Here is a 22177-nt window from a genome sequence, read left to right as displayed (position 1 = left end):
TGCCGGACAGGAAGGGGATTGCGCGCTCCGGGTCAAGAGGGCGCGGGTCAGGAGGGGCTGGCGTTCGCGGCTCCGCGCGGCCATCCTGCCGGCCATGACGATGTTCTCCCGCCGCGCGCTGATCGCCGCCGCCGCTGCCGCGCCCCTGTTGTCCACCACCAGCCTGCTGCGCGCCGCCGAGCCGGACCTGTCGGGCCTGTCCGACCTGACCGGGGGCGCGGTGCCGATCCAGCCACTTGAGCGCGCCGCGCGGCTCGCCCGGGCGCAGGGCCTGATGAAGGCGAACGGGATCGGCGCGGTGCTGATCGAGCCGGGATCGTCGATGGTCTATTTCACCGGCGTCGAATGGTGGCGCAGCGAGCGGCTGACCGCCGCGATCCTGCCGGTCGAGGGCGAGCCGTGCATCGTCACGCCGTTTTTCGAGGAACCCTCGGTCCGCCAGACGCTGGCGGTGCCGGCCGAGGTGCGGGTGTGGCAGGAGGACCAGAACCCGCTCGGCGTCGTCGCCGGCTTCCTGCGCGACCGGAAACTGGCCGGGCGACCGGTCGGGATCGAGGAGACGGCGCGCTTCTTCGCCTTTGACGGGCTGGCGCATGTGCTGCCGGGAGCGAAGCTGGTGTCCGCCAACCCGGTGGTGCGCGGCTGCCGGATGCGCAAGTCGGCGGCCGAGATCGCGCTGATGCAGCTTGCGACCCAGGTGACGCTCGCCGCCTATCGCTGGACCTATGACCGGGTCGAGCGCGGCATGACCGGCGCGGAGATCGGCGCGCTGATGAATGCGGCCACGCGGAAACTGGGCGGTGCGCCGGAATTCGCGCTGGCGCTGATCGGTCCCGCCGCCGCGCTGCCGCATGGCAGTCGCGAGGTGGTGCGGGTCGCCGACGGGCAGGTGGTGCTGATGGACTGTGGCTGCGCGGTGCAGGGCTATCAGTCCGACGTGTCGCGCACCTGGGTCCATGGCACCGCCAGCACGGCGCAGCGCACCGTCTGGGACCAGGTGGCGCGGGGGCAGCAGGTCGCCTTCGCGGCGGCGCGGATCGGCGCGGCGGCGGGTTCGGTCGACGATGCGGTGCGGCGCTATTACGAGTCGCAGGGCTATGGCCCCGGCTATCGCCTGCCGGGCCTGTCGCACCGGACCGGCCATGGGATCGGCCTGGACGGGCACGAGCCGGTCAATCTGGTCCATGGCGAGACGACCAGGCTGGCGGCCGGCATGTGCTTCTCCGACGAGCCGGGCCTGTACCTGCCGGGCAGGTTCGGCGTGCGGCTGGAGGATTGCTTCCACATGACCGATGCCGGCCCGCGCTGGTTCTCGACGCCGCCGACCTCGATCGACGCGCCGCTTGGCTGATCGGCGCGCGCCTGACGGACTAGGCGGTCAGAGCGCCAGATCGGGGTGGCGATCGACCTTGACGCGCGTCGCCGCCGGGCGCGGCGTCGTGGTGACATGCACGGCGGGCGAGGGAATGGCGAGTTGCAGCGTCTCCGCCGTCGCGTTCCACTCATGCGCCAGCAGTTGTGGATCGTCGTTCAGCTTCACGCCATAGCTCGGCACGATCTCGCGCAGCTTGGCCTGCCAGGCCGGGCTGGCCAGCCGGTCGGCGAAGACCTGCTTGATCAGGTTGAGCATGATTGATGGCGCGGTGGACGCCCCCGGCGACGCGCCGAGCAGCGCGGCGATCGACCCGTCCTTCGCGGCGACGATCTCGGTGCCCAGCTTCAGCACGCCGCCCTTTTCGGGATCGCGCTTGATGATCTGTACGCGCTGCCCCGCCTGCCACAGCCGCCAGTCGCCGTCCTGCGCCTTGGGCATATATTCGCGCAGCGCGTCCATCCGGTCCTTGTCCGACAGCATGAGCTGACCGGCGAGATATTCGACCAGTGCGAAATCGTCCCAGCCGACCGCCAGCATCGGGCGGAAATTGTCCAGCGTGACCGATTTCGGCAGGTCGAAATACGACCCTTCCTTCAGGAATTTGGTGGAGAAGGTGGCGAAGGGGCCGAACAGCAGCGTCTGCTTGCCGCCAAAGTAGCGTGTGTCGAGATGCGGCACCGACATGGGCGGCGAGCCGACCGCCGCCTTGCCATAGACCTTGGCGAGGTGGCGGCGGGCGATCGCCGGATTCTCGGTGACCAGGAACGAGCCGCCGACCGGGAAGCCGGCATAGACGTCGCCCTCCGGGATGCCGGACTTCTGCAGGATCGGCAGCGCGCCGCCGCCCGCGCCCGCGAAGACGAAGCGCGCGGTGATGACCTGTCGCTCGCCGGTCTTGCGATCATGCGCGGTGACCCGCCAGGTGCCGTCGCCATTCTGCTCCAGCGAGCGCACCTCATGGCCGGTGGTCAGGAGGAAGCGGTCGCTCCGGCGCAGCGATGCGATATATTGCCGGGTGACCTCGCCCCAGTCGCAATCGGTGCCGAGCGGGGAGCGGGTGGCGGCAAGCGGCTGCGCCGGGTCGCGACCCTCCATCATCACCGGGACCCAGTTGGCGATCTGCTTGGGATCGGTGGTGAATTCCATACCGGAGAAGAGCGGGCTGGCGCCCAGCGCGGCATGACGCTTGCGCAGGAATTCGACATTCTCCTGGCCCCAGACCAGGTTCATGTGCGGGGTCGAGTTGATGAAGGAGCGCGGCCGCGCCAGGGTCCCGGTACGCACCTGGTGGCTGAGGAACTGGCGCGTCGTCTGGAACTGCTCGTTGATGTCGATCGCCTTCTGGATCTCGACCTTGCCGTCCTTGGCATTGACCGGCGTGTAGTTGAGCTCGCACAGTGCCGAATGGCCGGTGCCGGCATTGTTCCAGCCGTTGGAGCTCTCCTCAGCGACCTGGTCCAGTCGCTCGACCATTTCCTGCGTCCAGTTCGGCTCCAGCTCGCGCAACAGCACGCCCAGTGTCGCGCTCATGATGCCGCCGCCGATCAGCAGCACGTCGACCTTGCGCTCGGCGACGATGCGCCCGCCCGAGCAACCGGCCAGCGGCGCGGCCGCGCCGACCGCCAGCGCGGAGCCGAGCAGGCTGCGTCGGGTCACGCCCTCGCCGGGGCTCGAGACGGGCCGGGGAGCGAGCGGGGGGGTGGATTCGGACATCGGGCAACTCCTGGACGGCCGCGCCGCCGATCCCGAATCGCCCATGGTGCGGACAGGGACGAGCGACGCCGCCAAGTGATCGGTTCGACCATGGACATCGTCGCGCCGGGACTCGGCGGCGCGGACGACCATGATCGTGACTGCAATCCTCGCCCTAATGGTGTCGCTTGATCTATGGCATCGTGCCCAGGCGGGGTACGCCCGGCGGATGATGAAGCGCTCATGACATCGTGGACGCCGTGGCGCAAGCGCGGGACGGCCGGCTGCGCATGACGCTTGAGGGCGGAACGACACTCGCCTAAGTCGGCAGGCATGACCTCGACCAACGACATCCGCCGCGGCTTTCTCGACTATTTCGGCAGCCAGGGGCACCAGATCGTGCCCTCCGCGCCGCTGGTGCCGCAGAACGACCCGACGCTGATGTTCGTGAATGCGGGCATGGTGCCGTTCAAGAACGTCTTCACCGGGCTGGAGAGCCGCCCCTATTCGACCGCCACGTCCAGCCAGAAATGCGTCCGCGCCGGCGGCAAGCATAACGATCTGGACAATGTCGGCTATACGGCGCGCCACCATACCTTCTTCGAAATGCTCGGGAATTTCTCGTTCGGCGACTATTTCAAGGAACAGGCGATCCTCAACGCCTGGACGCTGCTGACGCGCGAATGGGGCCTGCCCGCCGACCGGCTGACCGCCACCGTCTATCATACCGACGACGAGGCGTTCGACCTGTGGCGCAAGATCGCCGGCCTGCCGGAGGAGCGGATCATCCGCATCCCGACCAAGGATAATTTCTGGGCGATGGGCGACAGCGGCCCGTGCGGCCCCTGTTCCGAGATCTTCTACGACCATGGCGACCATATCTTCGGTGGCCCGCCGGGCAGCCCGGACGAGGATGGCGACCGATTCGTCGAAATCTGGAACCTGGTGTTCATGCAATATGAGCAGGACGCCAACGAGATCGTCGGCGAACTGCCCAAGAAGTCGATCGACACCGGCATGGGGCTGGAACGCGTCGCGGCGGTGATGCAGGGCCACCACGACAATTACGACACCGACACGTTCAAGGCGCTGATCGCCGCCTCCACCGCGCTGACCCACACCGATGCGGAGGGCGATCGCAAGGCGTCGCACCGGGTGATCGCCGATCATCTGCGCTCGGCCGGCTTCCTGGTCGCGGACGGCGTGCTGCCGGCCAATGAGGGGCGCGGCTATGTGCTGCGGCGGATCATGCGCCGCGCCATGCGCCACGCGCATCTGCTGGGCGCGAAGGACCCGCTGATGCACCGGCTGGTCCCGGCGCTGGTCGCCGAGATGGGCGCCGCCTATCCCGAACTGGTCCGCGCGCAGCCGCTGATCGAGGCGACCTTGCGCCAGGAGGAGACGCAGTTCCGCAAGACGCTGGATCGCGGGCTGAAGCTGCTCGACGAGGCGACGACCGACCTGGCCGAGGGCGGCACGCTGGCCGGCGAGACCGCGTTCAAGCTCTACGACACCTATGGTTTCCCGTTCGACCTGACCGAGGATGCGCTGCGGACCCAGGGCCTGAACGTCGACCGTGCCGGCTTCGACGCGGCGATGGCCGAGCAGAAGCGAGCGGCGCGCGCTGCCTGGAAGGGCTCGGGCGCGAAGGCCTCGGACGATCTGTGGTTCGACATCGCGGAGGAAAGCGGCTCGACCGAATTCACCGGCTATTCAACCGACATTGGCGAGGCCGAGGTGGTCGCCCTGGTCAAGGACGGCGCGCGCGTCGACCATGCCATGGCGGGCGATACGGTGGCGATCGTCGTCAATCAGACGCCCTTCTATGGCGAGAGCGGCGGACAGGTCGGCGATGCCGGCACCATCTCCAACGATGCCGGCCTGCGCGCCAACGTCACCGAGACGTCGAAGCAGCTCGGCCGCATCTTCGTCCATCACGCGATCGTCGAGGCGGGTGGCATCAAGGTCGGCGATCCGGTCAGGATGGCGATCGACGTCGCGCGTCGCGCACAGATCCGCGCCAACCATTCCGCCACGCACCTGCTGCACGAGGCGCTGCGCCAGCGGCTCGGCACGCATGTCGCGCAGAAGGGTTCGCTGGTCGCGCCGGAGCGGCTGCGCTTCGACGTGTCGCATCCGGTGGCGATGACGGCCGAGGAGCTGGCCGATGCGGAAGCGGCGGTGAACGCGCAGATCCGCGGCAATGGCAGCGTCACCACGCGCCTGATGACGCCTGACGAGGCGATCGCCGAGGGCGCGATGGCGCTGTTCGGCGAGAAATATGGCGACGAGGTCCGCGTCGTCGCGATGGGCAGCGAGGATGACGGCAAGACCTATTCGATCGAACTGTGCGGCGGCACCCATGTCACCGCGCTCGGCGATATCGGCCTGTTCAAGGTGGTGGGCGAAGGCGCGGTGTCGTCCGGCGTCCGCCGCGTCGAGGCGCTGACCGGCGAGGCGGCGCGTCAGTATCTGGTTGGCCGCGACGAGACGTTGCGTGCCACCGCCGCCGCGCTGAAGGCGACGCCGGACGAGGTGCCGGCCCGCGTCGCCGCGCTGATCGAGGATCGCCGCCGGCTGGAGCGCGAACTGGCCGAGGCGAAGAAGGCGCTGGCGCTGGGCGGTGGACAGGGCGGCCCGGTGGGACCGGAACAGGTCGGCACCACCGCCTTTATCGGTCAGGTGCTCGACGGCTTCGATGCCAAGGGGCTGCGCGGCGCGGTGGACGAGGCCAAGCAGCGGCTGGGTTCGGGCGTCGCGGCGATCGTCGCGGTCAATGACGGTCGCGCTTCGATCGCGGTGGGCGTCACCGCCGATCTGGTCGGCACATTCAGCGCGGTCGACCTGCTGCGGCGGGGCGTCGCCGCGCTGGGCGGGCAGGGCGGCGGCGGCCGACCCGACATGGCGCAGGGCGGCGGCCCCGACGGCAGCAAGGGCGAGGAGGCGCTGGCGGCGATCCGTTCGGTGCTGGCAGGCGAGACGGTGGCGGCCTGATCCCGCCATCTATCTCGAAACGGGCCTCTTTCCGCCCTCGCGCGTTGTCGATAGGCTGGTGCGAAACAGGAGAGGGCAGGGCGTGACGGATATTGGCAGGATGGCGATGGCCGCGCTTCGGACGGCCTGGTGAGGGCGGTCTGGGCGTTGCCCGTGGTGATGATGGCGGCGATGCCGGTCCTGGCGCAGACGCCGCGCGACCTGCTCACCGCCGCCGCCTATCAGGACAGCGACAAGGCGGCGGCGCTGGGCAAGATCGACCGGGCGCGCAGTGTCGCGCTCGCCGAACTGAAGACCGACGGCAATGACCAGGAAGCGGCGATCATCGCCGCCATCGCCATGGCCTATCGCGCCAAGCTGTCCGGCACGCGGGGCGAGGCGCTGGCCGCCCGGCGCGAGATCGAGGCGCTGGTCGCCCGCTATCCCCGCAATGCCGAGGCGCAGCTGGCGCTCGGCGCGTGGCATCTCGGCATCATCAACCGGGTCGGCAAGATCATGGCGCGGGCGGGCGCGGGCGCGCGGCAGGATGTCGGACTGGCGGCGCTGGACCGGGCGGTCGCGCTGGGCGGCAGCCGCGCGAGCATTGTGGGGCTGGCGGCGATGCTGCGGATCGAGATCGATCCGGCCGACGTGACGGGCCGCAACTGGCTGGAGGCGGCGGTGAAGGCGGGCGCGCCCGCGCCGCTCGACCGTATCGCGCAGCGCGCGGTGCAACAGGTGCTGGTGGCGTTGCGGCGCGGGGATCGCAAGACGGCGCAGGTGCTGGCGGATCGGCAATTGCCGTTTGGGTGGTTCAAGGGCTGACGGTCGTGCGCTCGCCCCTGTGAGGTCGTGCGACCACTGATTCAGGCCATCTCGCTCTTCCGTCGCACCCGCCGGATACGCGGGTCCCGTTCCAGCGATGCTTCGCGCCGGATCGTCTGGCGCATTTCGTCGCGCTTCTCATGGATCGAGGCGATCACCGGCCCCATCGCCACCCCTAGGTCGACCAGCACCGCCTCCGACAATTGCAGCGAGCTTTCCAGCGTCTCGGGCACCGCATCGGTCACCCCGGCGCGATAGAGTTCGGCGGCATGGGCGGCGTCGCGCGCGCGCGCGACGATCGGCAGGTTGGGCGCGGTGGCGCGGATGCGGCGGGTCAGGCGCACGGTCAGCACCGGATCGTCCATCGTCAGCACCAGCGCCCGCGCCTGGGGCAGGGCCAGCCGGTCGACCAACTCGGCCCGCGCCACGTCGCCGAACAGCACGGCATAGCCGTTGCGCCGACCCTCGGTCACCGCGTCGATATCGGCCTCCACGGCGATATAGGCATGGCCGTGCACCGTGAGCAGGTCGGCGACCATCTGCCCGACCCGGCCGAAGCCGATGATGACGGTGCGCGGGCCATCCTCCTCCGTCGGCAGGTCGCCGGGCAGGTCGCGCGTCTCGATCCGGCGCGAGATGGTGCGGCCGGCCATGGCGAGCAGCGGTGTCAGCGTCAGGCCGATCGCGGTCACCGTCTGCCAGAAGGCGGCGGTCGAGGGCTGGATGATCTGCGCCTGCGCGGCGGTGGCGAGCACGATCAGCGTCGTCTCGCTCGGGCTGCCCATCAGCAGGCCGGTTTCCGCCGCGACCCCGCGCCGCGCCTGCGACACGCGGAGCAGCAGATAGGTGACGATCGTCTTGACCGCGACCACGCCGACCACCGCCGCGAGCAGCGACGGCCAGTTGGCGGCGATCAGCCGCAGGTCCAGGCTCATACCGACGGTGATCAGGAACACGCCAAGCGCCAGCCCCTTGAAGGGGGCGGTGATCACCTCGACCTCGCTATGATATTCGGTCTCGGCGATCAGCAGCCCGGCGAGTAGGGCGCCGACGATCGGCGACAGGCCGGCGGCGGTGGTCGCGACGCTGGCGACGATGACGACCAGCAGCGAGGCGGCCAGGAACAGCTCCGGGCTCTTGGTGCGCGCGGCCTGTGCGAACAGGCGGGGCAGGACGAAACGGCCGCCCCCATACATGACCGCGACGGTGATGCCGCCGCGCAGCGCCACGCCGGCGATGCCGACCCAGCCCTCGTCCGACGCGGTCGGGGCCATGGCGCCCAGCGCGAAGATGATCGGCACCAGCGCCAGATCCTCGAACAACAGCATCGCGAAGGCGCCGCGCCCGACCGGGCTGGTGGTGCCGACCAGCGGCAGGACGAGTGCGGTGGAGGACAGCGCCACCGCCAGCCCGAGGCCGATCGCGCCGGCCCAGGGCTGGCCGATGGTGTGGAGGGCGATGCCGATCAGCGCCGCCGATCCGAGCAGCTCGGCCGCGCCGATCACGAATACCTGTCGCCGCAACGCCCATAATCGTCGAAACGACAGTTCCAGACCGATCGAGAAGAGCAGCAGCACGATGCCGAATTCGGCGAAGGGCGCGATCGATTCCGGGTCGGAGATGGTGATGTAGTAGAGCCAGGGGAGGCGCGGCACCAGCGACCCCAGGCCCGCCGGCCCGACCAGCATCCCGACCAGGATGAAGCCGATGACCGGGCTGACCCGGAAGCGCGCGAACGCCGGGATAACCAGTCCGGCCGCACCCAGGATGACCAGCGCATCGCTGAACGCGGCATTGTCGATTGCGATCGCCATGATCGTTACCTGCCCGATCCGATCGCGCTTGTCAGCCTTGTCGGGACATTCCGGGCGCGATGGTCCTTCCGGTCGCGGAACGGCAACGGGCCAGGCGCGTAGTCCGGCGATGAGCGACACCGATCCATCCAAGCCCATCCTGCTGTGGTTCCGACAGGATTTGCGGCTGCACGATCATCCGGCGTTGCTGGCGGCAGTGGACGAGGGGGTGGTCGTCCCGGTCTATATCCTGGACGACGATGCGCCGGGCGAATGGCGGATCGGCGGCGCGCAGCGCTGGTGGCTGCACCATAGTCTGGAGCGGCTGGGCGAGTCCCTGGCGGAGAAGGGCAGCCGGCTGGTGTTGCGCCGGGGCGATGCGCTATCCGAATTGCGGTCGCTGATGAAGGAGACCGGCGCGACGACCATCCATGCCACCATCCAGTACGAACCCTGGTGGCGGCGGATCGATGCGGAGCTGGGCCATGCGCTATGCCTGCACGATGGCAATCACCTGGCCCGGGTTGAGGAGGTCCGCACCGGCAGCGGCGCGCCGTTCCGGATCTATTCCTCCTTCTGGAAGGCGTTGCAGGCGCATCTGCCACCGTCCAAGCCGCGGCCCGCGCCGGACGCGATCCCCGCACCCGCCCGGTGGCCGAAGGGCGATTCGTTGCAGCAATGGGCGTTGCGGCCGACCGCGCCCGACTGGTCGACCGACTTCGATGCGGACTGGACGCCCGGCGAGGCGGAGGCGCTGCGCAAGGTCGGGGAGCTGGCCGACCTGCTGCCCGGCTATGACGTGCGGCGCAACCTGCCGGCCGAGGAGGGGACGACGCGCCTGTCGCCGCATCTGCATTTCGGCGAGGTGTCGGCGCGTACCGTCTGGCACGCCATCGATCGGGACGGCGACGTCACCGGCTTCCGCAAGGAGCTGGCCTGGCGGGATTTCACCGACGGCGTGGTGATGGCGCTGCCCGATTATGCGACCGAGAACGGCCGGTCGAGATATGACGCGCTGCCATGGCGGACGGGGTCGGCGGCGACATCCGACCTGCGCGCCTGGCAGCGTGGCCGTACCGGCTATCCGATCGTCGATGCCGGGATGCGCCAGCTCTGGCACAGCGGCTGGATGCACAACCGCGTGCGGATGATCACCGCCAGCTTCCTGGTGAAGCACCTGCTGATCGACTGGCGCGAGGGCGAGCGCTGGTTCTGGGACTGTCTGATCGATGCCGATTACGGCAACAATGCCGTCAACTGGCAATGGGTGGCGGGCACCGGGGTCGACGCCAACATGTTCGGCCGGATCATGGCCCCGCTGACCCAGTCGCAAAAGTTCGACGCAGGCGATTACATCCGCCGCTGGGTGCCGGAACTGGCGGATGTGTCGGACTCCGCGATCCACGATCCCGAAGCGGCCGGGTGCCGTCCGAAGGCCTATCCGCCCAAGATCATCGGCCATCGCGAAGCGCGGGAACGGGCGCTCGCGGCGTCTGCCACCTTGCGATAGGAGGGGGGCGATCCCCCTCCCAAGCGGGTCGCGTCAGCCGACCCGCTCGAAATGCCCCGCCGCGAAGCCTTCGACCGCCAGCGCCGCGATCCGCGTCGCCACCGTCTCGGGCGGCTTGACCGAGGCGGGGTCCTCGCCCGGATAAGCGCGCTCGCGCATCTTGGTGCGGGTCGCGCCGGGATCGACGATGGCGACGCGGACCCGGCTGATTTCCGCCAGTTCGTCGCCATAAGCGCCGAGCAGCGTCTCGAACGCCGCCTTGGACGCGCCATAGGCACCCCAATAGGCGCGGGGGGCGCGGCCGACGCTGGAGGTCAGGCCGATCACCTTGCCCGCCCGGGCACGACGCAGCAGCGGGTCGAAGGCGGTGAGAAGGGCGGCCTGCGCGCTGACGTTCAGGGTCAGCACCGCCGCCAGTTCCTTGGGGTCGATCGCTGGCACCGCCGCCAGGCTGCCGAGCGTTGCCGCGTTCAGCACCATCAGGTCGAGCGAGGTCCAGCGCTCGCCGATCGCCATCGCCAGCCGCGCGATCGCATCGGTCTGCGTCAGGTCGAGCGGTGCGATCGTCGCCGAGCCGCCGGCGTCGAAGATCGCCTGTTCCACCTGCTCCAGCGGTCCCGCCGAGCGCGCGGTGAGGACGACATGCGCCCCCAGCCGCGCCAGCTCGTGCGCGGTCGCCGCGCCGATGCCGCGACTGGCGCCGGTGACCAGCGCCAGCTGCCCGTCGAGCGGACGGTCGGCCGATACGCTCTCGCTCAATTCAGCCGCTCGGCGAGCATGGCGAACTGGTCGACATCGGCGGTGTCGTCCTGGTCGGTCAGCGTCGTCGGATAATCGCCGGTGAAGCAGGCGTCGCAATAGCGCGGCTTCGAGTCGCGCTTCGCCTCGCCCAACGCCTTGTACAGGCCGTCGATCGACACGAAGGCCAGGCTGTCGGCATGGATGAAGTCGGTCATGCCGCCCAGGTCGAGCTTCGCCGCCAGCAGCTTGGCGCGCTCCGGCGTGTCGACGCCGTAGAAGCAGCTATGCCGCGTCGGCGGGCTGGCGATACGCATGTGCACCTCCGCCGCGCCGGCATCGCGCATCATCTGCACGATCTTGAGCGAAGTGGTGCCCCGGACGATCGAGTCGTCGACCAGCACCACGCGCTTGCCCGCGATCAGCGCGCGATTGGCATTGTGCTTCAGCTTGACGCCCAGATGGCGAACCTTGTCGCCCGGCTGGATGAAGGTGCGGCCGACATAGTGCGAGCGAATGATGCCCAGCTCGAACGGAATGCCCGAGGCCTGGGCATAGCCGATCGCCGCCGGCACGCCCGAATCGGGGACGGGGATGATCAGATCGGCATCGACCGGCGATTCGGCGGCGAGCTGCGCGCCGATCTCCTTGCGCACCGAATAGATGCTGTGGTCGCCCGCGATCGAGTCGGGCCGCGAGAAATAGACCCATTCGAAGATGCAGGGGCGCGCCGCCACCGGCTCGAACGGGCGGATCGAGCGAATCTCGCCATTCTGGACGATCACCAGCTCGCCCGGCTCCAGCGAGCGTTCGAAGGTCGCGCCGCAGACGTCGAGCGCCACGGTTTCCGAAGCGAAGATCACCGCCTCGTCCAGGCGACCCATGACCAGCGGCCGGATGCCAAGCGGATCGCGGCAGGCGATCATGCCCTCCGGCGTCATCACCACCAGCGAATAGGCGCCCTCGATCTGCTTCAGCGCGTCGATGAAGCGGTCGAGCAGCGTGCGATAGTTGGAGGTCGCGACCAGATGGATGATCGTCTCCGTGTCGGACGTCGACTGGAAGATCGATCCGCGCCGCACCAGCTCGCGCCGCAGCTTCATCGCATTGGAGATGTTGCCGTTATGCGCGATGGCGAAGCCACCCGACTGAAGCTCGGCATAGAGGGGCTGCACGTTGCGCAGCGCCGTCTCGCCGGTCGTTGAGTAGCGGACATGGCCCGCCGCCGTGCCGCCGGGCAGCGCGCGGATCACATCGTCCCGGTCGAAATTGCCGGCGACATGACCCATCGCGCGATGGGTGTGGAAGTGAAGTCCGTCGAAGGAGGTGATCCCCGCCGCTTCCTGCCCGCGATGCTGGAGGGCATGAAGCCCCAGCGCCGTGAGAGCGGCAGCGCTGTCGCTGCCCGAAACGCCAAAGATGCCGCACTCTTCGCGCAGCTTGTCATCGTCAAATGGATTGGTGGTCAGCATCGGCCCGCTCATGTCGTGCGGTTGCGCATATAGGGGGGGCGGAACGCTTTGTCGCCTGTTTGTCATGCGGGACGGAGCATAAGTTCGAAACGGTTGTTGTGGCCGCCGGATATGGAGGACGGTCATGGCGAAGGATCACGGTCCGCAGATCAAGGACGATGCCCTGTTCGAGGCACTGCTCGCGCAAGGTAATTCCACGGAGAAGGCGGCACGGATCGCCAATGCGAAGGCGAACGGTTCGCTGTCGCACAATAGCGTCCCTCTGGAGGATCGCACCAAGCACGCCTTGATGGACCAGGCCCGCCGGATCGGCATCGCCGGTCGATCGCGGATGACGAAGGCCGATCTGGTCGCCGCGATCCGCGACCATGGCTGAAATGGCGGAAATGCGTCAGGATGCGGCCAGTTTATGGCCGGATCGGCGGTTTGCCCCAGTGTCGCCGCAGTTGGTTCATCCGGGTGACAGGAACCGTGGCAAATCGGTCACAGGCCGATATTTCCGACGGTGAAGGGAACGATGCGCTGCAACAAAGGCGGCGTTCGTGGCTTCTGCTGGACCTGGATCGGGCTCGCCCGACACCCAAGGTTCAACATCAAGGTACAAAGCTATGCGTAAGCTTCTCCTCGCCACCGTCGCCGCCGCTGCGGCCGTCACCGCTGCAGCTCCGGCCTTCGCGCAGGACACGGTCACGCAGGACACGGTCGCCACCAGCGCGAACGACGGTCCGCGTGCGCCCGACGGCACCAAGGCGTTCGGCATCGAGCCCTATGTCGGCATCATGGGCGGCTGGGAAGAATTCGACCGCCAGGCCGGCCACGGCATCCCCAACACGCCGATCGGCACCGGCAAGCTGAACGGCGGCCTGGTGCAGGGCGTGGTCGGCGTGAACGTGCCGCTGGGCCCGGTCTTCGTCGGCGCCGAGGGTAACGCGACCAAGGGCTTCAAGGGCGACATCGACTGGGAATATGGCGTCGCCGGCCGCTTCGGCTTCCGCGCGGGTGACAGCGGCCTGTTCTACGGCAAGGTCGGCTACCAGTGGGTGAACTTCGACAAGTTCGGTGACAACAGCCCGGACTTCCACGCCGTCAGCTACGGCGTCGGCGCCGAGGTCGGCCCCAAGGACATCGGCCTGTCGGGCATCACCGGCAATGCCGGCATCCGCTTCCGCGTCGAGGCCTCGACCTTCGGCAGCGCCAAGAGCTTCCGTCCGATGGCGGGTGTGATCGCGCACTTCTGATCGGTCCGATCGGTTGGAGAAGCGGGGCGGGGGCGACACGGGTCGCCTCCGCCCTTCTTTTTTCGGCGCGATGCCAGGCCCATATCCGGTCGATGACGGGCCGGGTGAAACGACGGACAGGCTTGGCGGAGGCGGCGGCGCTGGCCGAGCGGCAGGACGCGGCGCCGCCGGATTGCGTGTTGTGCGGCCGGCCGCTGGGCCACCGCGTCGAATGGCATCATCTGGTGCCGAAGAGCGAGGGCGGCCGGGTCACCGCGCCGATCCACCCGATCTGCCACCGGACCATCCATGCCAGCTTCGGCAATACCGACCTGGCCCGGCTCTATGCCGATCCGGAGGTGCTGCGCGCGCAGCCGGCGATCGCGCGCTTCCTGCGCTGGATCGCCGACAAGCCTGCCGACTTCCACGCGCCGGTCCGGACGCGACGGTAGAGCGGTTTCCCAGCAGGTTGAACCACCGTCATCGCCCTGCGGGCGACCGCTTCGCGGCGGGGCGCTTTCGATCCGGGGCGGCGTTGCTTGTCGGTCACGATGCTTTGGCATCGCTCCCTTCGCGCGCCTTGCCCCGAACCGAAATCACCGCCGTGCCGATGATCCAACCTGCCGGGAAACCGCTCTAGCCTCGCCGCGCCGGCAGTGACGAAAGGCCGGGCTCTACGACAGCGCCCTGCCGCCCTTCCACAGGCGTAGCGCCTTGCCCTCGACCGGCAGGCCATCGAAGGGCGTGTTGCCGGCCGAGGCGAAGGCGTCACCGGTGATCCGCACCGGCGCACGGTCGTCGAACAGCAGCAGGTCGGCAGGCAGGTCGACCGCCAGTCGCCCGGTGTCCAGCCCCAGCGCCTTGGCCGGGTTGGTCGCGAGCAGCTGGAACAGCCGGTCGAGCGTGCATAGGCCGTCGCGCACCAGCATCAGCGCCAAGGGCAGCAGCGTCTCCGCCCCCGCCATGCCGGCGGAGGAATCGGCGAAGGGCAGGCGCTTCTCCTCCGGCCCGTGCGGATCATGGCCGGACGACAGGATGTCGATCGTGCCATCCGCGATGGCGGCAAGGCAGGCGCGCCGGTCGGCCTCGTCGCGGAGCGGCGGCGAGAGATGCGCGAAGGTGCGGAAGTCGCTGACCGCGATGTCCGACAGGTGGAGATGCGCGGGCGTGATCCCGCAGGTGACGGCGACGCCGCGCCGCTTCGCCGCGCGGACCAGGTCGAGCGCGGCGGCGGTGGTGACCTGGCGCAGGTGGAGCCGTGCGCCGCTCTCCTCCGCCAGCAGCAGGTCGCGCGCCACCGCCAGCGCTTCGGCCATGGCGGGGGCGGAGGGCAGGCCGAGCCGCGTCGCCGTCTCGCCATCGGTCGCGACCGCGCCGTGCGTCAGCCCGCCATCCTCGGCATGGGTGACGACGGTCAGTCCCAGGTCGCCGGCATAGGCGAACAGCTTGGCCATCACGCCCGAATCGGCGATCCAGCGGCGGCCGGTGCCGACCGCGCGCGCACCGGCCTCGATGCAGAAGGCCATTTCGGCGAGATCCTGGCCCATCAGGCCGCGCGTCGCGGCGGCGATGGGGTGAATCCACAGGTCGGGCCGGCCGACCAGCGCCGCCCGCTGCACCACGCCCGGATCGTCCAGCACCGGCCGCTGGTCGGGCATCAGCGCGACGCGGACGATGCCGCCGCGCCGGCACGCCTCGCGATCGACCGCGAAGACGCCGAAATCGACGATGCCGGGGGCGAGCAGCCTGCCGCCGCAATCGACCGTCTCGATACCGTCTGGAAGGTCGATCGTGCCGATGCCGGCGATGACGCCGTCCCGGACCAGCAGCGCGCCGGGTTCGACCCGGTCGGCCAGCACCAGCCGGGCATTGGTGAAGGCGATCGCCTGTGCCTGGCTCATGCCCAGCCCTCCACGCCGCGCGCCCGTCGCGTGAGGACATCCAGACACGCCATCCGCACCGCCACGCCCATCGCCACCTGCTCCGTGATCGCCGATTGCGGACCGTCCGCCACCACCGAATCGATCTCGATCCCCCGGTTCATCGGGCCGGGATGCATGACCAGCGCGTCCGGCTTGGCCCGCTTCAGCCGTTCGGGCGTCAGGCCGTAGCGCAATCGGAATTCGCGCGGGGAGGGGACATAGCCGCCGTCCATCCGCTCATTCTGCAAGCGCAGCATCATCACCACGTCCGCCCCGTCCAGCGCCGCGTCGAAATCGGTGAAGCGGGTGACGCCCATCCGCTCGACCGCCGGGGGCATCAGCGTGGAGGGCGCGCAGACCCGCACCTCCGCCGCCAGGGCGGTCAGCGCCAGGATGTTGGACCGCGCGACCCGGCTGTGCAGCAGGTCGCCGCAGATCACCACCCGCTGCCCCTCGATCCGCCCGCGCCGGCGGCGGATGGTCAGCGCGTCGAGCAGCGCCTGGGTCGGATGCTCGTGCCGGCCGTCACCGGCGTTGAGCACCGCGCAATCGACCTTGTCGGCGATCAGCTTGACCGCGCCCGAACTCATATGGCGGATCACCAGCACGTCGGCGCGCATCGCGTTCAGCGTCTGCGCGGTGTCGATCAGCGTCTCGCCCTTCTTCACCGAACTCTGCGCGGCATGCATGTTGACCACGTCCGCGCCCAGCCGCTTGCCCGCGATCTCGAAGCTCAGCAGCGTGCGCGTGCTGTTCTCGAAAAAGGCGTTGATCTGGGTGAGGCCGGCGAGCCGCGCCCATCCGCGATCAGCGCCGCGTTCGTGCCCACGGGTCGCCTCCACCCATTGCTCGGCCTCGTCGAGCAGGAAGCTGATCTCGTGCGGCTCCAGTCCCTCGATGCCGGTCAGGTGGCGATGGGGGAACACGGCCCCCCCGGCGATCATGGCGGATGGGCGGTGGTTCGAGCGTGACATCGGTTGCGGCGGTTAGCGCCCGGGGCCGAGTCGGGCAAGCAGCGCCGCGATCGTGGCGAGGCAGGGCCGCCATATTGATGGTTAAGCCAATCATGTGACGTTGTAACCTGCCATGGATGCGGCTATATGGCGGCGACCATGACGGCTGCGACCCAAACATCCTGGTGGCCCAAGCTGGATCGGTTCGCGATCGGGCTGTCGGGGCTGTGCGCCGTGCATTGCGTCGCCACCACCGCGCTGCTGGCTCTGGCGTCGACGGCGGGCGGGATGCTGCTCGATCCGTTGATCCATGAGGTCGGGTTGACGATGGCGATCCTGCTCGGCGCGGTGGCGCTGGGCAAGGGGGTCCTGCACCATGGCCAGGCCATGCCCGCGGCGGTCGGTGCGTTCGGGTTGGGCGTGATGGCCGGAGCGATGACGCTGCCGCACGATAGCGGCAGCCACGAGGCGCTGTGGACGATCGTCGGCGTGTCGTTGCTCGCCCTGGGACATGAGTTCAACCGACGCGCGCATTGCGGGACGCCGGAACGGCATCGGTAGGCGGAGGCCGGCGCGCGCTAGCTTGCTGGAACGGCCCGCATTCCCTATCTCGCGGCCATGGCGCACGGGCATCACCACCACGAACCAGAGGGCGACGCCCTGAACGATGCGGCGCGCACGGCGCTGGAAGACGCGGGCGAGCAATGGACGGTGATGCGCGCGACGGTGTTCGACGTGCTGGCCGGCTTCGACAAGCCCGCCTCCGCCTATGACATCGCCGAGGCGGTGTCGCAGCGCGAGGGGCGGCGGGTGGCGGCCAACAGCGTCTATCGCATCCTCGACCTGTTCGTCGGCGCCAATCTGGCCCGCCGGGTCGAGAGCGCGAATGCCTATGTCGCCAACACGCACCCGGGCTGCCTTCATGATTGCATCTTCCTGGTGTGCGATTCCTGTGGGCAAACGACTCACTTGGATGACGACCGGATCACACGCGGCCTGCGGGATGCGGCGCAAGTCTCTGGTTTTAAGCCGGAAAGATCGGTGATCGAGCTGCGTGGCCGGTGTTCGGCCTGCGAGGCGGCGGCCTGATCGTCATCGCGCCGTAGCAATCGACACCACCGGTCCGACAGGGTAAGCCCCGGACATGGTTGATCTTCCCGCCACCCCCTTGCTCGACACCGTCCGCACGCCCGAAGAGCTGCGCCGGCTCAAGCCCGAACAGCTTCGCCAGCTTGCCGACGAACTGCGCGCCGAGACGATCTCGGCGGTCGGAACCACCGGCGGCCATCTCGGCTCCGGCCTGGGCGTGGTCGAGCTGACCACCGCCCTGCACTATGTCTTCGACACGCCGCGCGACCGGCTGGTCTGGGACGTCGGCCACCAATGCTATCCGCACAAGATCCTGACCGGGCGGCGCGACCGCATCCGGACCTTGCGCCAGGGCGGCGGCCTCAGCGGCTTCACGAAGCGGTCGGAGAGCGAATACGACCCGTTCGGCGCGGCGCATTCCTCCACCTCCATCTCGGCGGCCCTGGGCTTCGCGATCGCCAACAAGCTGGCGGGGACGCCCGGGCGCGGCATCGCGGTGATCGGCGACGGCTCGATGTCGGCGGGCATGGCCTATGAGGCGATGAACAACGCCGAACAGGCGGGCAACCGGCTGGTCGTGATCCTGAACGACAACGACATGTCGATCGCGCCGCCGGTCGGTGGGCTGTCGGCCTATCTGTCGCGTATGGTGTCGAGCCAGAAGTTCCTGGGCGCCCGCGACATATTGAAGCGAGTCGCGCGCCGCCTGCCGCGCCCGATCCACGCCGCGGCGCGCAAGACCGACGAGTTCGCGCGCGGCATGACGATGGGCGGCACGTTGTTCGAGGAACTCGGCTTCTATTATGTCGGTCCCATCGACGGCCATAATCTCGACCATCTGATCCCGGTGCTGGAGAATGTCCGCGACGCCGAGGAGGGGCCGATCCTGGTCCATGTCGTCACCAAGAAGGGCAAGGGCTATGCCCCGGCCGAGGCGGCGGCGGACAAATATCACGGCGTCCAGAAATTCGACGTGATCACCGGCGCGCAGGCCAAGGCTCCGCCCGGACCGCCGCAATATCAGAATGTCTTCGGCGACCAGCTGGTCAAGGAGGGCGAGCGCGACCCGACCATCGTCGCGATCACCGCCGCCATGCCGTCGGGCACCGGCGTCGACCGCTTCGCCAAGGCGTTTCCGGATCGCAGCTTCGACGTCGGTATCGCCGAGCAGCATGCCGTCACCTTCGCGGCCGGCCTGGCGGCGCAGGGGATGCGGCCGTTCTGTGCGATCTATTCCACCTTCCTCCAGCGCGCCTATGACCAGGTGGTGCACGACGTGGCGATCCAGAACCTGCCGGTCCGCTTCGCGATCGACCGCGCCGGGCTGGTCGGCGCGGACGGCGCGACCCATGCCGGGTCGTTCGACGTCGCCTATCTGGCCACGCTGCCCAATATGGTGGTGATGGCCGCCGCCGACGAGGCGGAGCTGGTCCATATGACGCACACCTGCGCGATGCACGACAGCAGCCCGATCGCGGTCCGCTATCCGCGCGGCAACGGCACCGGCGTGCCGCTGCCCGAGGTGGCGCAGCGGCTGGAGATCGGCAAGGGCCGGGTGGTGCGCGAGGGCAAGACCGTCGCGATCCTGTCGCTCGGCACCCGCCTGACCGAGGCGCTGAAGGCCGCGGAGGTGCTGGAGGCCAAGGGCCTGTCGACCACGGTCGCCGATCTCCGCTTCGCCAAGCCGCTGGACGAGGCGCTGATCCGCCGCCTGCTGTCGACCCATGAGGTGGCGGTGACGATCGAGGAGGGCGCTGTTGGCGGCTTCGGCGCGCATGTGCTGACGCTGGCCTCGGATGCCGGCCTGATCGACCATGGCCTGAAGCTGCGCACGATGCGCCTGCCCGACACCTTCCAGGACCAGGACAAGCCCGAGGTGCAATATGCCGCCGCCGGGCTGGATGCGGAGGGGATCGTCACCACCGTGCTGACCGCGCTGCGCCACAACAGCACGGGGATCGCCGAAGCCCGGGCATGACCGGCCTGACCAAGGCGATGCTGATCATCGCCATCGTCTTCGCCGGCGTGATCTGGCTGAACGTGGTGATGTGGCGGCGGATGCGCCGGGCGCTGCACGCGCTGGAGGCGCGGACGGAGTCGGCCGAACAGGATCCCCGCGATTCCACCCGTGATGGGCGAGGATTGTCGGAGCCCGAGGGATCGCGGTAGAGCGTCGGCGGGTTGTGCGCTGACGCAACGCCCGACCGAGGGGGAACAGGAACGATGGCGCGACCGCCGCAACGGGATCTCACCACCGGGCCGATCGGGCGGACGTTGCTGCTGTTCGCGCTGCCGACCCTGGGCTCCAGCATCCTCCAGTCGCTGAACGGATCGATCAACGCTATCTGGATCGGCCAGTTTCTGGGCGAGCGGGCATTGGCGGCGACGACCAACGCCAACATCATCATGTTCCTGCTGATCGCCGCCGTGTTCGGCTTCGGCATGGCGGCGACGATTCTGATCGGGCAGGCGATGGGCCGGCGCGACGTGGAGACGGTGCGGCGGACCTTGGGCACGGCGCTCGGCCTGTTCAGTGGCCTGTCGATCGTCACGGTCATCATCGGCCTGCTCGCCGCGCCCGCCATCCTGCGGCTGCTGGCGACCCCGGCGGAGGTCTATCCGCTGGCGCTCGATTACCTGCGGATCATCTTCATCGCGATGGTGCCGGGCTTCCTGACGGTGCTGCTGACCATGGCGTTGCGCGGCACTGGCGACTCGATCACGCCGCTCAAGTTCATGGCGCTGGGATCGGTGGTCGATGTCGGGCTCAACCCGCTGCTGATCCGGGGCGTGGGACCGATCCCCGCCATGGGCATCGGCGGATCGGCGACCGCGACGCTGATCGCCAATGGCGTCTCTCTGGTCGCGCTGCTCCTCTATATCTACGGCCGCGACCTGCCGATCCGGCTGCGGGGTGCGGAGCTGGGCTATATCCGGCCGGACCCGGCATTGCTGCGCACGATCCTGGTCAAGGGTGTGCCGATGGGGTTGCAGATGCTGGTCGTCTCCACCTCGGCATTGGCGATGATCGGGCTGGTCAACCGCTACGGCACCTCGACCACGGCGGCCTATGGCGCGGCGAACCAGCTCTGGACCTACGTCCAGATGCCGGCGATGGCGGTCGGCGCGGCGGTGAGCGCGATGGCGGCGCAGAATATCGGGGCCGGCGCCTGGGACCGGGTGGGGCGGATCACCCGTGTCGGCATCCTCACCAACCTGGCCTTGACCGGTGGGCTGGTCGTGCTGCTGACCCTGCTCGACCGGCACGTGCTGTGGCTGTTCCTGGGCCGCGATCCGAGCGCGATCGACATCGCGGTCCGGATCAACTGGATCGCCGGGTGGAGCTTCGTGCTGTTCGGCGTGTCGATGGTGCTGTCGGCGACCGTCCGGGCGAACGGGTCGGTGATCGGCCCGCTGGTGATCCTGGCGGTGGCGATGTTCCCGCTCCGCCTCGGCCTGGCGACGGGGCTGGAGGGGCGGCTCGGTTCGGACGCGATCTGGTGGAGCTTCCCGGCGGGCTCGGTCGGGTCGATGCTGATGATGATCGGCTTCTACCTCCATGGCGGCTGGCGCCGCACCCGGATGCCGGCCGCGCCGCACGAATGCGAGGAGTCGGCGCTGGCGGAGGGGCAGCCGACGGGCAAGGCGATGCCGGTGGGGTGAGGTGTGGGTCTCAGCCCGGACCCATAGTCTTCACGACCCAGGCGGCAGCGGCGCTGGCGGCGCCATCACCTCGATCACGCCGGCCGCGATCTTCGCGGTCACCGGCGTTTCCGCCAGCAGCTCGCCGTCGATCGAGATCGGCAGCCGCGGCTCGGTGTCGATGCGGATCGCCTTGCCGGAGAAGCTGATCGTGTCGTGATGCCGCTCCTTCATGCCCAGGAAGCTGGTCGCCCAGTTGCGCACCAAGGTGCGTTTGTAATGGCCGCGTACTGCCTGGACGACGATCTCACCCGAATTGACCGATGCCTCGTCCACAAGCCAGGTGCCGCCATGATAGGGGCCGTTGGAGATGCGCACCTCGACCACCCGCATCTTGCGCTTGGTCTCGCCGTCATCGATGTGGAGGGTGAAGGGCTTGAACCGGGTGAACTGATAGCTCGCCCAGCCTAGATATCCGATCCGCCCCAGCAGCTTCTTCAGGCCATGCGGCACCGTTTCCGCGATCTGCGGGCTGATCCCCATCGCCGCGCAATTGGCGAAATAATCGCCGTCGATCATGCCCAGGTCGATGCGGCGGCGATGTCCCGTCCGGATCACCTCCACCGCGCCCTCGACCGTCAGCGGGATGCCGAGCGTGCGCGCGAAGCTGTTGGCGGTGCCGAGCGGCAGCACCCCCAGCACCACGTCGCGCCCGACCAGCAGGTCGACCAGCCCGCTGATCGTACCGTCGCCGCCGCCCAGGATGACCAGGTCGGGATCGGCGCGCAGCACGTCGCGCACGACCGCCTCCAATTGATCGGGATCCTCCACCGCGCGGGCGTCGACCGGATAGGGCAGGCCGGACATGGCTTTGCATGCCCGCTTGAAAAGTTTCTGCCCTTTCCGGGACTTGGCATTCACGACCATGGCCGCCGAGCGGATGTCCCGCATATCGATACACCCTCGCAATGAACGC

The 22177-nt window shown here is 69.0% G+C and carries 19 protein-coding genes; 12 read left to right on the top strand and 7 right to left on the bottom strand.

What is annotated here, in order from left to right; translation table 11 throughout:
* The first annotated feature begins 94 nt into the window (after positions 1–94).
* Positions 95–1351: a Xaa-Pro peptidase family protein gene (locus QE452_RS09065; RefSeq protein WP_309658090.1), complete on the top strand. Its 1257-nt coding sequence runs from the start codon at positions 95–97 to the stop codon at positions 1349–1351.
* A 27-nt stretch (positions 1352–1378) separates the two neighbouring features.
* On the opposite strand, the gene mqo is transcribed toward QE452_RS09065, so the two are convergent.
* On the bottom strand, positions 1379–3088 hold the full coding sequence (mqo, locus tag QE452_RS09060; RefSeq protein WP_309658091.1) for a malate dehydrogenase (quinone): 1710 nt from the start codon (positions 3086–3088) through the stop codon (positions 1379–1381).
* 312 nt (positions 3089–3400) lie between these two features.
* Between mqo and alaS the strand changes: the two genes are divergently transcribed.
* Positions 3401–6061 carry an alanine--tRNA ligase gene (gene alaS / locus QE452_RS09055; protein WP_309658092.1) on the top strand — a complete coding sequence of 887 codons (2661 nt, stop codon included), beginning with the start codon at positions 3401–3403 and terminating at the stop codon, positions 6059–6061.
* Between the two features lie 129 nt (positions 6062–6190).
* Positions 6191–6865, top strand: coding sequence for a hypothetical protein (locus tag QE452_RS09050; protein WP_309658093.1), 675 nt, complete (start codon positions 6191–6193; stop codon positions 6863–6865).
* A gap of 41 nt (positions 6866–6906) precedes the next feature.
* Here the strand turns inward: QE452_RS09050 and QE452_RS09045 are convergent, their stop codons facing one another.
* Positions 6907–8679 carry a cation:proton antiporter gene (locus QE452_RS09045; RefSeq protein ID WP_309658094.1) on the bottom strand — a complete coding sequence of 591 codons (1773 nt, stop codon included), beginning with the start codon at positions 8677–8679 and terminating at the stop codon, positions 6907–6909.
* Positions 8680–8788: 109 nt separating this feature from the next.
* On the opposite strand from QE452_RS09045, the gene QE452_RS09040 reads away from it, so the two are divergent.
* Positions 8789–10168 (top strand): deoxyribodipyrimidine photo-lyase, encoded by a 1380-nt coding sequence (locus tag QE452_RS09040; RefSeq protein WP_309658095.1) that lies wholly within the window; start codon positions 8789–8791, stop codon positions 10166–10168.
* Positions 10169–10201: 33 nt separating this feature from the next.
* Here QE452_RS09040 and QE452_RS09035 read toward each other — a convergent pair whose 3' ends face one another.
* Both QE452_RS09035 and purF read right to left on the bottom strand, forming a co-directional pair.
* Positions 10202–10927: an SDR family NAD(P)-dependent oxidoreductase gene (locus QE452_RS09035; RefSeq protein WP_309658096.1), complete on the bottom strand. Its 726-nt coding sequence runs from the start codon at positions 10925–10927 to the stop codon at positions 10202–10204.
* Positions 10924–12378, bottom strand: coding sequence for an amidophosphoribosyltransferase (gene purF / locus QE452_RS09030; protein ID WP_125994018.1), 1455 nt, complete (start codon positions 12376–12378; stop codon positions 10924–10926). The genes QE452_RS09035 and purF overlap by 4 nt, the downstream gene beginning before the upstream one ends.
* Before the next feature lie 124 nt (positions 12379–12502).
* Here purF and QE452_RS09025 point away from each other — a divergent pair, with 124 nt between their 5' ends.
* The 3 genes from QE452_RS09025 (at position 12503) to QE452_RS09015 (ending at position 14047) form a co-directional block, all read left to right on the top strand.
* Positions 12503–12754 (top strand): Rho termination factor N-terminal domain-containing protein, encoded by a 252-nt coding sequence (locus QE452_RS09025; protein ID WP_309658097.1) that lies wholly within the window; start codon positions 12503–12505, stop codon positions 12752–12754.
* 232 nt (positions 12755–12986) lie between these two features.
* Positions 12987–13616 carry an opacity protein gene (locus tag QE452_RS09020; RefSeq protein ID WP_309658098.1) on the top strand — a complete coding sequence of 210 codons (630 nt, stop codon included), beginning with the start codon at positions 12987–12989 and terminating at the stop codon, positions 13614–13616.
* A gap of 104 nt (positions 13617–13720) precedes the next feature.
* Positions 13721–14047, top strand: coding sequence for an HNH endonuclease (locus tag QE452_RS09015; protein ID WP_309658099.1), 327 nt, complete (start codon positions 13721–13723; stop codon positions 14045–14047).
* 222 nt (positions 14048–14269) lie between these two features.
* Here the strand turns inward: QE452_RS09015 and QE452_RS09010 are convergent, their stop codons facing one another.
* Together QE452_RS09010 and QE452_RS09005 are read right to left on the bottom strand one after the other, a co-directional pair.
* A complete protein-coding gene (locus tag QE452_RS09010) occupies positions 14270–15496 on the bottom strand; it encodes a dihydroorotase (protein ID WP_309729955.1) in 1227 nt (408 codons plus the stop codon).
* Positions 15493–16491: an aspartate carbamoyltransferase catalytic subunit gene (locus QE452_RS09005; RefSeq protein ID WP_309658101.1), complete on the bottom strand. Its 999-nt coding sequence runs from the start codon at positions 16489–16491 to the stop codon at positions 15493–15495. The genes QE452_RS09010 and QE452_RS09005 overlap by 4 nt, the downstream gene beginning before the upstream one ends.
* A 138-nt stretch (positions 16492–16629) precedes the next feature.
* Between QE452_RS09005 and QE452_RS09000 the strand changes: the two genes are divergently transcribed.
* The 5 genes from QE452_RS09000 to QE452_RS08980 are packed head-to-tail and all read left to right on the top strand — an operon-like array spanning position 16630 to position 21222.
* Positions 16630–17031, top strand: coding sequence for a MerC domain-containing protein (locus QE452_RS09000; RefSeq protein ID WP_309658102.1), 402 nt, complete (start codon positions 16630–16632; stop codon positions 17029–17031).
* Positions 17032–17088: 57 nt separating this feature from the next.
* A complete protein-coding gene (locus QE452_RS08995) occupies positions 17089–17559 on the top strand; it encodes a transcriptional repressor (protein ID WP_309658103.1) in 471 nt (156 codons plus the stop codon).
* 55 nt (positions 17560–17614) lie between these two features.
* Positions 17615–19537, top strand: coding sequence for a 1-deoxy-D-xylulose-5-phosphate synthase (gene dxs / locus QE452_RS08990; RefSeq protein WP_309658104.1), 1923 nt, complete (start codon positions 17615–17617; stop codon positions 19535–19537).
* Positions 19534–19728: a hypothetical protein gene (locus QE452_RS08985; RefSeq protein ID WP_309658105.1), complete on the top strand. Its 195-nt coding sequence runs from the start codon at positions 19534–19536 to the stop codon at positions 19726–19728. The genes dxs and QE452_RS08985 overlap by 4 nt, the downstream gene beginning before the upstream one ends.
* A 54-nt stretch (positions 19729–19782) precedes the next feature.
* The gene (locus QE452_RS08980) at positions 19783–21222 is read left to right on the top strand and encodes an MATE family efflux transporter (protein WP_309658106.1); all 1440 of its coding nucleotides are present in this window, start codon (positions 19783–19785) and stop codon (positions 21220–21222) included.
* A 30-nt stretch (positions 21223–21252) separates the two neighbouring features.
* Here the strand turns inward: QE452_RS08980 and QE452_RS08975 are convergent, their stop codons facing one another.
* A complete protein-coding gene (locus QE452_RS08975; protein WP_309658107.1) occupies positions 21253–22152 on the bottom strand; it encodes a YegS/Rv2252/BmrU family lipid kinase in 900 nt (299 codons plus the stop codon).
* Positions 22153–22177: the final 25 nt, after the last annotated feature.

The organism is Sphingomonas sp. SORGH_AS_0438, from assembly GCF_031453475.1.
Classification (GTDB): Bacteria; Pseudomonadota; Alphaproteobacteria; order Sphingomonadales; family Sphingomonadaceae; genus Sphingomonas.
The sequence above is the reverse complement of the archived record's forward strand: the minus strand, read 5'-3'. Positions and strand labels throughout refer to the sequence as shown.